The 12,495-nt window shown below is 62.4% G+C and carries 29 protein-coding genes; 25 read left to right on the top strand and 4 right to left on the bottom strand.

The genetic code is table 11. The annotated features are described in order from the left end of the window. Window positions 1–9 precede the first annotated feature (9 nt). From ACSHZY_RS15850 to ACSHZY_RS15830, 5 genes are all read left to right on the top strand, one after another. Window positions 10–333, top strand: coding sequence for a hypothetical protein (locus ACSHZY_RS15850; RefSeq protein WP_435170779.1), 324 nt, complete (start codon window positions 10–12; stop codon window positions 331–333). A 226-nt stretch (window positions 334–559) separates the two neighbouring features. Then, on the top strand, window positions 560–1,084 hold the full coding sequence (locus tag ACSHZY_RS15845; protein ID WP_435170777.1) for a type VI secretion system-associated protein TagO: 525 nt from the start codon (window positions 560–562) through the stop codon (window positions 1,082–1,084). Between the two features lie 4 nt (window positions 1,085–1,088). Further along, window positions 1,089–1,316: a hypothetical protein gene (locus ACSHZY_RS15840; RefSeq protein WP_435170775.1), complete on the top strand. Its 228-nt coding sequence runs from the start codon at window positions 1,089–1,091 to the stop codon at window positions 1,314–1,316. Further along, window positions 1,313–1,540: a hypothetical protein gene (locus tag ACSHZY_RS15835; protein WP_435170773.1), complete on the top strand. Its 228-nt coding sequence runs from the start codon at window positions 1,313–1,315 to the stop codon at window positions 1,538–1,540. Before ACSHZY_RS15840 ends, ACSHZY_RS15835 begins: the two co-directional genes overlap by 4 nt. 97 nt (window positions 1,541–1,637) lie before the next feature. Continuing rightward, window positions 1,638–2,564: a P63C domain-containing protein gene (locus ACSHZY_RS15830; protein ID WP_435170771.1), complete on the top strand. Its 927-nt coding sequence runs from the start codon at window positions 1,638–1,640 to the stop codon at window positions 2,562–2,564. 56 nt (window positions 2,565–2,620) lie between these two features. Here the strand turns inward: ACSHZY_RS15830 and ACSHZY_RS15825 are convergent, their stop codons facing one another. From ACSHZY_RS15825 to ACSHZY_RS15810, 4 genes are all read right to left on the bottom strand, one after another. After that, window positions 2,621–2,818, bottom strand: coding sequence for a hypothetical protein (locus ACSHZY_RS15825; protein WP_435170769.1), 198 nt, complete (start codon window positions 2,816–2,818; stop codon window positions 2,621–2,623). Window positions 2,819–2,923: 105 nt separating this feature from the next. Beyond that, window positions 2,924–3,073, bottom strand: a complete 150-nt coding sequence (locus ACSHZY_RS15820; protein WP_435170767.1) for a hypothetical protein — start codon at window positions 3,071–3,073, stop codon at window positions 2,924–2,926. Then, on the bottom strand, window positions 3,073–3,297 hold the full coding sequence (locus tag ACSHZY_RS15815; RefSeq protein WP_435170766.1) for a hypothetical protein: 225 nt from the start codon (window positions 3,295–3,297) through the stop codon (window positions 3,073–3,075). Before ACSHZY_RS15815 ends, ACSHZY_RS15820 begins: the two co-directional genes overlap by 1 nt. Before the next feature lie 55 nt (window positions 3,298–3,352). After that, window positions 3,353–3,781, bottom strand: a complete 429-nt coding sequence (locus tag ACSHZY_RS15810; RefSeq protein WP_435170764.1) for a DUF2513 domain-containing protein — start codon at window positions 3,779–3,781, stop codon at window positions 3,353–3,355. Between the two features lie 172 nt (window positions 3,782–3,953). Between ACSHZY_RS15810 and ACSHZY_RS15805 the strand changes: the two genes are divergently transcribed. The 20 genes from ACSHZY_RS15805 (at window position 3,954) to ACSHZY_RS15710 (ending at window position 12,422) form a co-directional block, all read left to right on the top strand. Further along, window positions 3,954–4,115 carry a hypothetical protein gene (locus tag ACSHZY_RS15805; RefSeq protein WP_435170762.1) on the top strand — a complete coding sequence of 54 codons (162 nt, stop codon included), beginning with the start codon at window positions 3,954–3,956 and terminating at the stop codon, window positions 4,113–4,115. 2 nt (window positions 4,116–4,117) lie between these two features. Next, window positions 4,118–4,402 (top strand): hypothetical protein, encoded by a 285-nt coding sequence (locus ACSHZY_RS15800; RefSeq protein WP_435170760.1) that lies wholly within the window; start codon window positions 4,118–4,120, stop codon window positions 4,400–4,402. Beyond that, window positions 4,399–4,767: a hypothetical protein gene (locus ACSHZY_RS15795; protein ID WP_435170758.1), complete on the top strand. Its 369-nt coding sequence runs from the start codon at window positions 4,399–4,401 to the stop codon at window positions 4,765–4,767. The genes ACSHZY_RS15800 and ACSHZY_RS15795 overlap by 4 nt, the downstream gene beginning before the upstream one ends. Beyond that, window positions 4,767–5,024, top strand: a complete 258-nt coding sequence (locus ACSHZY_RS15790) for a hypothetical protein (RefSeq protein ID WP_435170756.1) — start codon at window positions 4,767–4,769, stop codon at window positions 5,022–5,024. The genes ACSHZY_RS15795 and ACSHZY_RS15790 overlap by 1 nt, the downstream gene beginning before the upstream one ends. 106 nt (window positions 5,025–5,130) lie before the next feature. Further along, entirely contained in the window at window positions 5,131–5,364 is a 234-nt protein-coding gene (locus ACSHZY_RS15785) for a hypothetical protein (RefSeq protein WP_435170754.1), read from the top strand. Next, the gene (locus ACSHZY_RS15780; RefSeq protein WP_435170752.1) at window positions 5,361–5,819 is read left to right on the top strand and encodes a hypothetical protein; all 459 of its coding nucleotides are present in this window, start codon (window positions 5,361–5,363) and stop codon (window positions 5,817–5,819) included. Before ACSHZY_RS15785 ends, ACSHZY_RS15780 begins: the two co-directional genes overlap by 4 nt. Next, complete coding sequence (locus ACSHZY_RS15775; protein WP_435170751.1) at window positions 5,816–6,034, top strand: hypothetical protein; 219 nt, start codon at window positions 5,816–5,818, stop codon at window positions 6,032–6,034. The genes ACSHZY_RS15780 and ACSHZY_RS15775 overlap by 4 nt, the downstream gene beginning before the upstream one ends. A 2-nt stretch (window positions 6,035–6,036) precedes the next feature. Next, window positions 6,037–6,519: a siphovirus Gp157 family protein gene (locus ACSHZY_RS15770; protein ID WP_435170749.1), complete on the top strand. Its 483-nt coding sequence runs from the start codon at window positions 6,037–6,039 to the stop codon at window positions 6,517–6,519. After that, window positions 6,519–7,166 carry a hypothetical protein gene (locus ACSHZY_RS15765; protein ID WP_435170748.1) on the top strand — a complete coding sequence of 216 codons (648 nt, stop codon included), beginning with the start codon at window positions 6,519–6,521 and terminating at the stop codon, window positions 7,164–7,166. The genes ACSHZY_RS15770 and ACSHZY_RS15765 overlap by 1 nt, the downstream gene beginning before the upstream one ends. After that, window positions 7,163–7,669, top strand: coding sequence for a single-stranded DNA-binding protein (ssb, locus tag ACSHZY_RS15760; protein WP_435170873.1), 507 nt, complete (start codon window positions 7,163–7,165; stop codon window positions 7,667–7,669). The genes ACSHZY_RS15765 and ssb overlap by 4 nt, the downstream gene beginning before the upstream one ends. Beyond that, complete coding sequence (locus tag ACSHZY_RS15755; RefSeq protein WP_435170746.1) at window positions 7,669–7,863, top strand: hypothetical protein; 195 nt, start codon at window positions 7,669–7,671, stop codon at window positions 7,861–7,863. Before ssb ends, ACSHZY_RS15755 begins: the two co-directional genes overlap by 1 nt. Further along, a complete protein-coding gene (locus ACSHZY_RS15750) occupies window positions 7,863–8,327 on the top strand; it encodes a hypothetical protein (protein ID WP_435170744.1) in 465 nt (154 codons plus the stop codon). Before ACSHZY_RS15755 ends, ACSHZY_RS15750 begins: the two co-directional genes overlap by 1 nt. Then, a complete protein-coding gene (locus ACSHZY_RS15745) occupies window positions 8,324–8,677 on the top strand; it encodes a Ref family recombination enhancement nuclease (protein ID WP_435170742.1) in 354 nt (117 codons plus the stop codon). The genes ACSHZY_RS15750 and ACSHZY_RS15745 overlap by 4 nt, the downstream gene beginning before the upstream one ends. Continuing rightward, on the top strand, window positions 8,674–9,072 hold the full coding sequence (locus tag ACSHZY_RS15740; protein WP_435170741.1) for a hypothetical protein: 399 nt from the start codon (window positions 8,674–8,676) through the stop codon (window positions 9,070–9,072). Before ACSHZY_RS15745 ends, ACSHZY_RS15740 begins: the two co-directional genes overlap by 4 nt. Beyond that, window positions 9,069–9,689, top strand: a complete 621-nt coding sequence (locus ACSHZY_RS15735; protein ID WP_435170739.1) for a hypothetical protein — start codon at window positions 9,069–9,071, stop codon at window positions 9,687–9,689. Before ACSHZY_RS15740 ends, ACSHZY_RS15735 begins: the two co-directional genes overlap by 4 nt. Further along, window positions 9,689–10,183: a DNA N-6-adenine-methyltransferase gene (locus ACSHZY_RS15730; protein ID WP_435170737.1), complete on the top strand. Its 495-nt coding sequence runs from the start codon at window positions 9,689–9,691 to the stop codon at window positions 10,181–10,183. The genes ACSHZY_RS15735 and ACSHZY_RS15730 overlap by 1 nt, the downstream gene beginning before the upstream one ends. Further along, window positions 10,180–10,746, top strand: a complete 567-nt coding sequence (locus tag ACSHZY_RS15725; protein WP_435170735.1) for a hypothetical protein — start codon at window positions 10,180–10,182, stop codon at window positions 10,744–10,746. Before ACSHZY_RS15730 ends, ACSHZY_RS15725 begins: the two co-directional genes overlap by 4 nt. A gap of 11 nt (window positions 10,747–10,757) precedes the next feature. Then, entirely contained in the window at window positions 10,758–11,114 is a 357-nt protein-coding gene (locus ACSHZY_RS15720; RefSeq protein WP_435170733.1) for a hypothetical protein, read from the top strand. Window positions 11,115–11,232: 118 nt separating this feature from the next. Continuing rightward, a complete protein-coding gene (locus ACSHZY_RS15715) occupies window positions 11,233–11,454 on the top strand; it encodes a hypothetical protein (RefSeq protein WP_435170871.1) in 222 nt (73 codons plus the stop codon). Further along, entirely contained in the window at window positions 11,391–12,422 is a 1,032-nt protein-coding gene (locus ACSHZY_RS15710) for a tyrosine-type recombinase/integrase (RefSeq protein WP_435170869.1), read from the top strand. Before ACSHZY_RS15715 ends, ACSHZY_RS15710 begins: the two co-directional genes overlap by 64 nt. Window positions 12,423–12,495 lie beyond the last annotated feature (73 nt).

The raw sequence follows: 12,495 nt of genomic DNA, 5'->3' as shown, positions 1-12,495 counted from the left end.
AATCGGTGCATGCCCAAGCTATTTCGCGATGCACTTCTTGAAGCTCTAGAACGCACTGGCGCCCCTTTGAAAAAGGTCGCTGAGGGTGCAGGCGTTTCTTACGACCAACTGAAGAAGCTTCGCCAGCGCGATACCGGGTCAACCAACGTGGACGACGCCGTAAGGGTGGCAAACTTCTTCGGGATGACATTGGACGAGTTCATTGGTGATGACACCGCTCAGGCACGATCCGAAGCCGTCGCTCTATACTCTCAACTGACCGAAGCTGAGCGGACAATTTTGCGAGACGCTGCACGAGGTCGGACCGTTCCGGCCCAGGCGGCAGAGAAGTGATCTCCCGAAGCGCTTCATTCCAAGATTGTACGTCGCCCTCAGTCACACCCGCCACCCGTTCCCCTTCTGTTCTAACTGTAAGCGGAGAGTCCCGCGACGGTCAACCTACGGGTGACGATGAGGGTGGGCGGAGATGAGGATGAATGGCTGCTTGATCTTAGGGTGGCTAGCTGTAGTGGTTGCGTTTCCTGCATATGCGGACACAGATCCGGAGGCATGCGTGAGCATGACCAACGCTTCCGAGCGGCTGCGGTGCTATGACGGCATCTTCCGTGGACAAGAGAATGAGGCCGCATCAGAAACCTCCACACCTTGGACGGTTTCATCTGTTCGCTCCCTTCTGGATGACAGCACGACCACGGTCATGCAGACCTCTTCATTGGACCCTCTGACTCTCCGAAATGGTCAGACTGAACATGGTGCATTGATCATTCGATGCAAAGAAGGTGTCACGAGCGCGTACATCACCTTCGCTGGTCACTTCATGTCTGATTTGGATCGGAGCGGACGAGTCAACTATCGGATCGATGACCTACCTGCGACTTGGCGCGAGATGACTATCTCAGGCAGTCACGAAGCGCTTGGTATGTGGGATATGCGCCAGGCGAGCATGTTCATATCAGCAATCATGGGGGGCTCAGAGCTGTTCGTGCGGGCCACGCCACTCAATGAATCTCCTATCGAAATGCAGTTCAATATCGCTGGAGCAGCGGAGGCCGCGAAGCCTCTGCGCGAGAACTGCAGGTGGTGAGTAGATGACCGACGCTGAACGCATCGCGCAGCTGGAGGGTGAAGTGCGCGCGGCAGTCTATGCAGGGGCCGACACCATTTCGGCGATCTTGCGGGCTATGTGCCAGACTGCCGAAGACTGCGCAGAGATGGCCGAAAAGCTGCGTACAATGAGCGGCGCGGCCACGGAGCAGTCGCAGTTGCAGCGGGCAGATATACTCCGGATAGCTGCTGAGATGATGGAGCAGAAATGACAGACGCTGAGCGCATCGAGCAGCTTGAGCGCGAGCTGGACGAGACGCTAGACGCCGCACTCACGATCATCGTGGGCATGGCTGACGCGATCGCACCGACGGCTGAAAGCAAGCGGGAATTGGCGAACGGTTTTGCGGAGGCCGCCGAGAGCGTGGATGGTGCCATTCCCCGCCTGTCGCGCGCTGTCGCAGACTTGCTGCTGAGGGTAGCTGACGAGCAGTAGCTATCCTTCCCGAGTGGCGACCCTGATTCCTGACTAGCATTGACATAGAAATATGCTAGCCTATATTGGCTAGCATAACGTCATATAGGTGCTAGCCATGACTGAAGATGAGAAGCTTTCGAAAAGCGAAGTTGCCAAGATCGGCGCAGAAGCTCGTTGGGGAGACAGTGCGACCCTCCCTCGTGCGATCTGGGGCGCAAACGACCAGCCTCTGCGCATCGGCAACATAGAACTTCCTTGCTACGTGCTGGATGACGAAAGGCGTGTTTTGACCGCAAGTGGGGTCCAAGCTGGAATGGCCATCGCCCAAGGCGGATCGATGAAAAAGGGCCTGAGTCGACTGGAGCTTTTTGTCAGCGGAAAGATCATTTCTCCTTTTATTTCCGGTGAGTTGAGAGATCGAGTCGAGAACCCCATTCTCTTCCGCACTCCTGCCAATGGTAAGGCCTACGGATACGAGGCTGAGGTGTTGGCGGAAATTTGTGAAGCTGTTCTTTCTGCCCGGCAAGCGGGAAAGCTTCAGGCACAGCAGCAGCCCATTGCCCAACAGTGCGAGATCCTTATGCGCGGGTTTGCGCGGGTTGGGATCGTCGCCCTAGTTGACGAAGCTACTGGCTTTGAGCGTGTCCGGAAGCGTGGCGAACTTCACAAGATCCTTGAAGCGTACATCGCGAAAGAGCTCCTGCCATGGAGCAAGCGCTTTCCAGACAGCTTCTACGAAGAAATGTTCCGCCTGCATAATTGGGAATATGATCCTAAATCTGTTGCTCGACCCGGTGTCGTTGGGAAGTTTACCAACAAGTATATCTACGATGCTTTGCCGGAAGGTGTTCTTGAAGAACTAAAGGCAAAGAACCCAGCCAACAAACGGCGGCATCACCAATATCTTACGGAAGAAGTTGGTCACCCCCACCTCGAGCGACAGATCACGGCAATGACTACGCTCATGCGCGCTTCTGATGACTGGGGGCAATTCAAGAAGCTCTATGCCGCCGCAAAAGCTAGAGCTGAACGCACGGCCTGAGTGGGCCTCGCATAGGGACAGAGACAGCCCGCCTTCACCGGCGGGCTTTTTCATGCTTAGATGCCCAGCTCCTTCGCCAGAGCCTCAAGGCCAGCCACCGTCGCGTCGTAAGCGCCGTTCGCCTTCGGATGCTCCACCTGAAGCGTCCGGTAGAACACCAGCCACCCCGGCAATTCCTCGATGGCATATGTGCCCGACCACGTGCGGCCGGTGATCGAGAATGTGCGGGCGTTAGCGTCGTGCGTGATCTTCATGGTTGGGTTATGCCGCCAGCGTCGGATCCACACAAGACGCAACGCCGGCATGAAGAAGCCACGGCGTCATCGTGACGACCGTGGCTCCTGCAATGTCAGAAACGATCAAGCGCCCTTAGGCTCATCAGGCTCTTTCTCCGGCATCACCTCGTCTGGCTCCTGAGGGATGATCTCCGGCGTGATCGGAGTGATGACGTTCCCAACCGGATCTGGACGCCGGTCCTCGTCATCGCGCTGCTCGGGATACTTCGCCATCACTTGTCATCTTCGGGGATGCGGTTGCCGACGTGATCCTCGATCTGCTCCGTCTGGTTGTTCCGGCTGTCCTGGCCCCGGTCCTTGGTGTCCTGCGACTTGTCACGGTTGGAGAGCACTTCGTTCGCCTCCAGATCCTCCGGTTCGATCTCGCTCATAGCGCCGGTGCCGTCACCTTTGCCCTGAACGTGTCCGCCGAACTTCTTGTTGTCTGCATGTGCCATAGTGGTTCCTCCTTGAGCAGGATCAACCGAGGCAAGGGCGCGATGTTCCTATCTATCAGGAAAGCGGCACACCGTTCTCGATCAGCTTCTGGCGGACATAGCCCGTTGCCACGTCCTTGAGCATCGAAACTGTGAAGCCGCCTACGCTTGCCAGAGCACCCTTGCTGCGGTTCCAGATCGTGTCGTCACGGACCACCGCTACGAAATCATGGCCTTTCATAGTCATCCGCCAGACGCCGCCAGTCTTTCCGCTCTCCTCGAGCATGCCCTCGTCAGCCAGAAGCTTCAGGTGGTAATATTCGATCCGCTCATCCGGCTCCATGTCGTGGGTAAGGCCCAGCAGGGAAATCGGATCGGGGTTGGCTTCGATTTCAAACATCAACCTCCGGATCAGATCGTCGTCGCGCTTCATGCTGTCCTCCTGGCTTAGCAGCAGGATCAGGTTACGCACGCGGGCCGCCTCGTCATAGGATTCGATCAGCATCACACGCTCCTCCCAGCACCACGCTGGCAGGGGCAGGGTAACAGGGCGAATCTAGGGCGTCACCGTGATAGGGGACTTTTGTCTCTTTTACTGTTGACAGGGACATTTGTCCCCTTCATATTCATCCCATACCCACCGCGACAGATGAGCCGGTGGAGATGGAGATGAACCGATGCAACATCAGCCGAACTTCACCGCTGCCCTCGCCGTTGCTACCTTCCGCAACGCGCCCGCAGCACCCGCCTTCTACCCGGTGTATCCGGTGCACCCCGCCTCCGACGTGATCGACCTCGACCGCAGCCAGTGGTCGCCCGTCGAAGAAGTGCGGTGCTGATCATGGTACAGGATTTCGCAAAGCTGTTCCACGTCGACGGCATCGGTCAGGTTCTGGCCGAGCTTGAGGAACACCCCGACACCGAGCTTCCCTGCGTGCGCTTCCGTATTCCGGATGCGTCGGACGTGACGCTGGAGATGCGTCTCAGCCCCAACGGCATGTCGTACGAAGCGGCAGAGGCATTCGCCCGCAAGTGCTTCGACGGCCTGACCGCTGAGAATGCCGGCGCCGTGGTCAAGGAGCTCACCGACGCCCGTGACGGCCTGTCCAGCATGGAGGCCCGTTGATCATGGGCATCCACGGCCGCATCGCGCTTGACCAGAACCTGCGCCTCGTTGCCGGTCCTCCGGCACGCCGTCGCAGCCGCTTCTACCCCTCGACCGTCACCGTCACCATCGAGCCGGATTTCCCAGGCGCCGGTGACAGCGAGTTCGAGGCCACCTTCGACACCGCGACCGGCAACCTGGTCAACGTGCAGATGGGCGGCTGGACCTGCCCGCCCCACACCTTCGCGCTGATCGTCGGGGACGCCGAGTTCGACCGCTGCTGCGAGGCGGTGGCGGATCGGATCAACGAAGCGGCAGCGGAGGCCACCCAAGACGCCGAGGCGGACTGGGCGGATCACCAGAACGACCTGCGGAGGGACCACTGATGCTGACCCCCACGCAGAACGCCCGCGCCATGCTGGACATCCTCAAGACGCACCACCCGGACGCCTCCTGCGCGTGTTCGGACGCCGAGCTGCTGCGCTACGCCATGACGGACATGCTGCTGCTGGTGGACGGCCTCGGGCTGGACGCCGGTCAGGTGATCAGCGCGGCCGAAGTGGACGCCCGCTACGAGGTCCAGCGCCTTGGGCCGGTGGATCGCGCCGCCTTCGTCGAACCCCCGGCCATCGCCGCCGAATAGCTTCCCCGCAGTGCCTTCACTGTCCCGGCACTGCGCACCTCCCGGCCAGCATCAACCGCCCCATACCGCTGGCCGGGCTTTTCCCCTTCACCCGATGGAGCCTGACATGGCCGACAAGATCGACAACGGAGGCAAAGCATTCCCTGCCCTGTGTTCCGACCATTCCTGTGATCCCGGCGGCATGTCCCTGCGCGACTGGTTCGCGGGTCAGGCGTTGTCTGGGATTGCCGGCTGCGCCGATGATCTGGGCGTGAACACTTGGAAACCTGATCAGGCAGCTCTCATCGCATACAGCATGGCCGACGCAATGATCGCCGCCCGCAAAGGCGGTGCAGCATGACCTGTGAAGTGCTGCCCCCCGCCCTGTCCACCCGCCGCACCCGTGCCGCCAGCCTCATTGCCAGCGCCGCAAGCGTGCTGCGCCACGGCACCCGCGACAGCGAGATCGCCCTGCTGGATGGATCGACCTGCACCAACGCCACCTTTGCGGAGCGCGTGGCCTTTGCCCTGCGACACGACGGCGACGCCCTGCCCGAGATCCAGGAGGAGATCGACCGCGTCCTGACGCTGGCCGGATACGCCCCGACCTACTGGGAGCGCCGGATCGACCGCTTCACCCCGGCAAGCGCGGACGACGAACCCCGCTGGCGGGTTACGGCCAAATACGGCGCGATGGCCTTGGCGTTCGTCCTGGTCGTGATCGGCGCCCTTGGCTTCGCAGCCGACACCGCCCGCCGCACCGACGCCACGCTGGCACAGGCCACGCAGGCGCAGTTCGTGGAGTGGTCGGAATGAAGCACGAAGTCTTCAACCACCCGCTGACTGAGCGCGATCTGACCGGGCATGTCCATCCGACGCCCGCCGCCATTCGGGTCGCCATCTTCGAAGCCTTGGATGCCGACGCCAAGCACACCGACCCCCTGTCAGCCCCTATCCCCTTCCGCACCTATCGGTTGATCCGCGAGGCCATCACCAAGGCGTGCGACGACCACGAAAGGACGCTGCTGTGAACATGCGCATCGACATCCCGCTGATCGAGCGGATCGCCGCCCTCCTCGACCCCTACCGCGACGACGGCGACCTGTTCATGGACAGCCTCGACAGCCAGACCGACGTGCTAGACCTGATGGACCGGTCCCTCGCCGCCATGCAGGCCGACGAGGCGCTGGCTCAGGCGATCAAGTCGCAGGAAGACGCACTGGCGAAGCGCCGGCAGAGGATCGAGAGCCGCCGGGACGCCCACAAGGCCGCCGTGCGCGAGATGCTGCGGGCGACCGGCCAGAAGAAGGTGGAGCGCCCCCTCGCCACCCTGTCCATGCGGCAGGGGTCGGTGGCAGTCCACATCCACGACGACGCCTCTGTGCCCACGCAGCTCTGCAAGGTCACGCGGACCCCCGACAAGGCGGCGATCCGCAAGCAAATCGATGCGGGCGAGGACGTGCCGGGCGCCTACCTGGTGCGCGGCGAAGACACCCTCAGCGTGCGGGTGCTCTGATGGACAACCTGCGCCACTGGAACCGGTTCGCAGACATCGATCCGAAGTTCACCAAGCCCATCACAGGCAAGGCCTACAAGGGCACGTCGCCGAACCCTCAGTATGTCATTCGCTGCCTGACCGAGATCTTCGGACCTGTCGGCGAAGGCTTCGGCTGGGAGGTAGTGCGCGAGGATTTCACGCCACTCGGCGACGAGGTGCTGCACTGGTGCCGGATCAAGTTCTGGCACGGGTCGCGCGAGAACAGCTTCGACAGCTACGGCCAGACCAAGGCGCTTATGAAGACCAAGAGCGGCCTGATGAGCGACGAGGACGCGCCGAAGAAGAGCCTGACCGACGCCATCATCAAGGCGGCGTCCCACATCGGTATCGCTGCGAACATCTTCCTCGGTCGCTGGGATGACCAGAAGCACGTCGCTCAGGTGGAGCGGGAATATCGGGATGCTGAGCGTGTGGCTGATGCTCCGCCCGCTCCCACCGCTGACGATGCGGCCGCCGCGCTGATGAAGGCCCCTACGCTGGCCGACCTGCAAGCGCAGTTCGCCGCCCTCTACCGCAACCACCGCGCCGTGGCTGACCACCCCGAGGTGATCGCCGCAAAGGACGTGCGGAAGACCCAACTCACCGAACATAAGGACGCAGCATAATGGGCAGCGTGAACAAGGTCATCATCGTCGGCAACCTCGGCCGTGACCCCGAGGTGCGCAGCTTCCAAAACGGCGGCAAGGTCTGCAACCTGCGGATTGCCACCACCGAGACGTGGCGCGACAAAGCCAGCGGAGAGCGCAAGGAGCGCACCGAATGGCACCAGGTCAGCGTCATGGACGAAAACCTCGTCAAGATCGCGGAGCAGTATCTCCGCAAGGGTTCCAGCGTCTACATCGAGGGGCAGCTTGAGACGCGTAAATGGACCGACCAGCAAGGCGTCGAGAAATACACGACCGAGGTTGTCCTGCGCCCCTTCCGCTCGACGCTGACGATGCTGGGCGGCAAGCCCGAGGGTGAGCGGCAGGAGCAGCGCGGCGGCTACGACCAGTCGCCGGAGGGCTACCAGCAGCCTGCATACGGCGGCTCGGCGGCAGGGGCTCGCACGGGTGGCGCCGGAGACTTCGACGACGAGATCCCGTTCCTCCCGGATCGGAGGCTCTGATGCCCCACATCCCCCAATGTGACACCGGCATGTGGGCGCTGATCCAGCCCATCATCGCGGACGGCTGGATCGCCCGCTCGCTGATCGAGGACCGCATCCTTGCGGTGCTGGAAATCGAGGATGACGCCCAGGCTGAGGAAGTGCGCGCGCGGGTTCACCGCGTGCTGGATGCGCGGGAGGCGATGGGAGCGTGATGCCAACCATCTGGGGGCAACGTGTCGGGCACGCCATCGTGCCCTACGGCAAATACCAGGAGGATCTGGCCGATCTTCCCGAGGGCTGCCGCCTGCGCATCAAGCTGGACAAGGACCGGAACGGCAAGTTCTCATCCCTGTTTCACCTGATGCTCGGCAAGCTGGCCAAGGCCATCAACCGCGGCCCGGCACAGACGAACATCGACGCCCTGAAGCAGTGGGTGAAGCTGAAGAAGGGCTGGTATGACGCTGTTCCCCTTCCGCAGCCCGCACCCGACGGCACCAGCCACGCCATCGTGTTCCGCAGCACCAACTTCGCCAGCATGGGTGAGGAGGATTTCCACGCCTTCTGCACCGACGCCTGCGAACTAATCCGCGCTGAGCTAGCCCCTTGGGTGTCCAGTGCGCCGGAATGGCCTGAGATCCGGCAGATCATCGCCAGCATCACGCCGGAGGCCGCATGAGCTTCCTCGCCCGCATCAAAGGGCCGCTCGGCGCGAAGCACCCGAAGCCCGAACGCGGCACGGCGGCGGCCAAGCGGCACCTAGAGGCCGTGAAGCAGCTTTGCTGCGTGATCTGCGGCAGGCCCGGCCCCTCTGACGCCCACCACTGCATCAGCGGTCGATACGGCAGCCGGAAGGCCAGCGACTTTGACACGATCCCGCTGTGCAAGGCGCATCACCAGGACGGCCCCGAGGCCATCCACCAGAACAAGGCCGCGTGGGAAGCCGCGAATGGGCCTGACACCGATTATCTCCCCGTGGTCGCAGACATGCTGGCCGGGGAATCCACAAGCCCATGGAGGCAGTCATGAACAGCATCGCTGTCGAGTTCGAGACTATGTCCGGCGTCTTCCACAAGATGCACCTGCGGGATCTGCCCTCGCGCGCGATCCTGCACTGGTTCACTGGCGCAGATGAGGGCAACGCCCACGATCACCCATTTGATATCGACATCCTCATCCTGATGGGCGGCTACGTCGAGCGGGTGTGGCAACCGGACGGCACCTACCAAGACATCACCCGCAGCATTGGCGACAAGTTCATCACCTCGGCCGACAAGATCCACAAGATCATCGAGCTGCTGGATGGCCCCTGCCTGACGATCGCCACCTATGGCCCGGGCGTGAAGGCTGCCGGCTTCTGGCGCTGGATCGACGGCAAGGCGCAGCGCTGCGACTGGAACGGCGAATGGGAGGATCGGCTTTGACCCACACGACACAAGCAGGGCTGCGGGCGCGGATCGAGGCGCTGACAATCCAGTATATCGGCTTGCCTCAACAGCAATACGTGCATCGAGATAGCGTACTCGCCCTTCTGGCCACCCCGCCCGCCCCGCAGGGGACAGCGCCCGCAGCGGAGCCGGTGGCGTGGCGCGTCCGCGTCAAGAGCGATGACCCCGAGGAATGGTCGCTGCTGCCCGCTGGTGGCGGCGCTGACTACCTCAATCGCACGGGCTACGAGTGCCAGCCCCTTTACGCCTCACCCCCGCCCTCTGCCGCGCCCACGGACAACACGGCGCTGGTGGAGGCGGCACGGAAGTTGGGCCGATGGTGCGCTGACAACGTGATGCCCAGCGGTGACATCGACACGCTTCTGTTCAATCTGGATGCCGCCCTTGCCAGCCGTCCCGCCGCGCCCAAGGCCGATACCGATGTGGCGGCGCAGACAGAGGCGATTGCCGAAATGCTCTGGCATCGCTTCGCGCCGAATCAAGAGGTCGATTGGCCGTCAACCCATGCCAGCGAATACCGATTGGCGGCTGGTGACATTATCGCCGCCCTCACCGATCCGGCGAGCAACCGCAGCGCGGGGGCGGATGTTTGATGGCCGCCTATGAAAATCATGGCGAAAGCGACGAGTGGTATACGCCCCGCTACATCTTCGACGCCATCGGAGAACGGTTCGATCTGGACGTTGCTTGCCCGTCAGGCGGTCCGCGTCATGTTCCGGCGGCGGCCTTTCTTACGGTGGTTGAGAACGGTCTGATCCATCCGTGGAACGGGTTTGTTTGGATGAACCCGCCATTCGGCCACCAGTCCACGAAACGCCGTTGGCTGTCCAAGTTCTTCGCGCACGGCAACGGTATTGCTTTGGTGCCGGATCGCACCTCGGCCCCGTGGTTTCAGGAGTTCGCGCCACTTGCAGATGCGATCTGCTGGGTCAGCCCGAAGATCAAGTTTGAGAGGCCGGACGGAACGCGAGGCGAAAGCCCTGGCACTGGAACGGCGCTTTTTGCTGCTGGTGAGCGGGCCGCGCTGGCGCTGGACCGCTGCGGGCTTGGCATGGTGACAGGACGCCGGAAGGAGAATGCAGCATGACCCCCACCAACGACAACGCGACGGCGGGACGGTTTGACCCTCTGTGGTCGATGGAAGAAATGCTGGAATGCCCGGAGGGTCAATATGTGCGGGCCAGCGACTATGCCGCCCTGCAAGCCCGCGTGGCCGAGATGGAGGCGGAACGGGATGCGGCGCGGAAATACGCAGCAGAGGTCCGTATCAGGGAGAACGCGGCAGAAGATGCCCGCATAACGGCAGTTGATGCGCTCTCCGCCGCCCTATCGCGCGAGAAGGAGGCGAAGGCCGAGGGGATGCGGGCGGCAGCAGAGATTGCAGATAGTGCCTGCGTGGGCAGCTTTGACTGGAAGGGCGAATGTGGATGCAGTGCTTGTGAAGCAGCGGACAGCATCCGTGCCGCCCTCGCGCAATCCGGCGGGGCCAATCCGGCGCAAGGCAAGGGGGACATCGCGACCACCGCCCTCGCCTACCTGGTGAACGCCCAGCACGACCTGCGCACGGGAGCGGATCCGGCGCGGGCACTGGCCACCCTCAGCGAAGGTGTGGCGGCGGTTGAGGCCGGAATGGCGGGAGGTGGGGTGTGATGGATGGCCAGATGGACATGTTCGCGCTGATGCGTCCAGCCCCTATCCGTCGGGAGTGTGAGCCTCATGGTTCGGTTCTTCAGGGAGAGGCGCAGGAACTGCTCTCGCTTCCGGGAAAGATTCGCGCCCTCCCCTTGGCGGAAATCGAACTTCACCCCCATGACGATGGCCTGTGGATGTGGAGCACATCCTACCACCTCGAGGACATGTCGGGAGGTAGCTACAAGGTCGGGCCGAAGTGGGGAAAGTTCGCGCCCACTCGGAGCGACGCACTGTTCTACGCCGCAGAGGAGCTCATCGAGAAGATGGGGAAGAAGTCATGCGTCAGCGCTCGCAGGGTAGAAGCTTGGGCGAGGGACCTGCAATGACTGCCGCCTGCGCAGAACAGTGGTCGCCCATGATCGAGGAGACGGCGACATGATGAATCCGTCCCCGCTTCTGACGCCGCAGGAAGCCGCTGCGCACCTGCGGATCAGCACCAAGACCCTGCAGCGCCTCCGCAGCACCGGCGGGCTGCGCTACGTCGCCCTTTCTCCACAGCGGATCTTCTATAAGAAGGAGGATCTGGACAGCTTCATCGAGGACCGAACCCAGCAATGCCATACCGCCCGAAAGGCTCGCGCTTCTGGCACTATGACTTCCAAATCCGGGGTCGTCGATTTCACGGCTCTTGCGGGACGGAAGACTACGCCGAAGCCAAGGCGGTAGAGGCGGCTGCACGGGTAGAAGCAGGCAAGGCGCCAGAGATTACCGGGCGCTTTACGCTGGACCAAGCGCTCGGAACCTACTGGCTGGACGTCTGCCAACACCAGAACAGCGCCCGGGTGGCCAAGAGCCAGTTCGCTGGCATCCTGTCGATCATGGACGGCAAGAAGCCGATGGACGCCCTGACCAATGCTGACGTTATGAAGTTCGTGGCGCGGCGGCGGGCGGAGGTCAGCAACGCCACCGTGAACCGGCAACTCCAGTCGCTCGGCCGGGCGCTGCGGCACATGGCCAAGATCCATGGCGCGAAGATGCCGGAGATCGACCTACTGGCCCTTCAGACGCCGGAGCCGGAAGAACGCGTGCGGGCGCTGTCATGGGATGAGCAGGAGCGTCTGTTCCAGCATCTGCGGCCAGACCTCAAGCCGTTCGTGACCTTCGCGCTCATGACCGGCGCGAGGCTGGCGACGATCTGCGATCTGCAATGGCAGGACATTCGGGATGACGAGGGGCGGATGACGTTCCGGGTGAAAGGTGCAAAGACGATGCGCTTCCCGCTAAACCGCGAAATCCGGGCTTTACTCTCCGCCCTGCCCCGATCGGACCTGCCTGACCACCGCCGCTATGTCTTCACCTACGAGGTCCAGAACCGGAAGGACAAGCCGCGGCGCCGGATCATCGCCGATGGCGGTGGCCTGATGGAGGATTGGCGGAAGGCGCTGGACTTGGCCGAGATCCACAACTTCCGGTTTCACGACCTGCGCCACACCTTCGCCACCCGCATGCTGAGGGCCACCGGAAACATCAAGCTGGTGAGCCGGCTGCTGGGCCACGCTGACGTGGAGACGACGAGCCGGTATGCGCACGTGATGGATGAAGACATGGAAGGCGCCATAATGGAGCACAGCATGGTGCGAGCGCCCGTTTCCCGAAGTAAGTCCCGAAGCGGGCGGATATCATCAACTAAATAAGGAATAAACTAGATTAGCCCGACGCTTCCCAAGCTTACGACGAGGGTTCGATTCCCTTCACCCGCTCCATCCT

The sequence above is a fragment of the Falsirhodobacter sp. 1013 genome (genome assembly GCF_051195255.1).
Classification (GTDB): Bacteria; Pseudomonadota; Alphaproteobacteria; order Rhodobacterales; family Rhodobacteraceae; genus Falsirhodobacter.
This window is presented reverse-complemented; position numbering and strand designations above follow the sequence as displayed.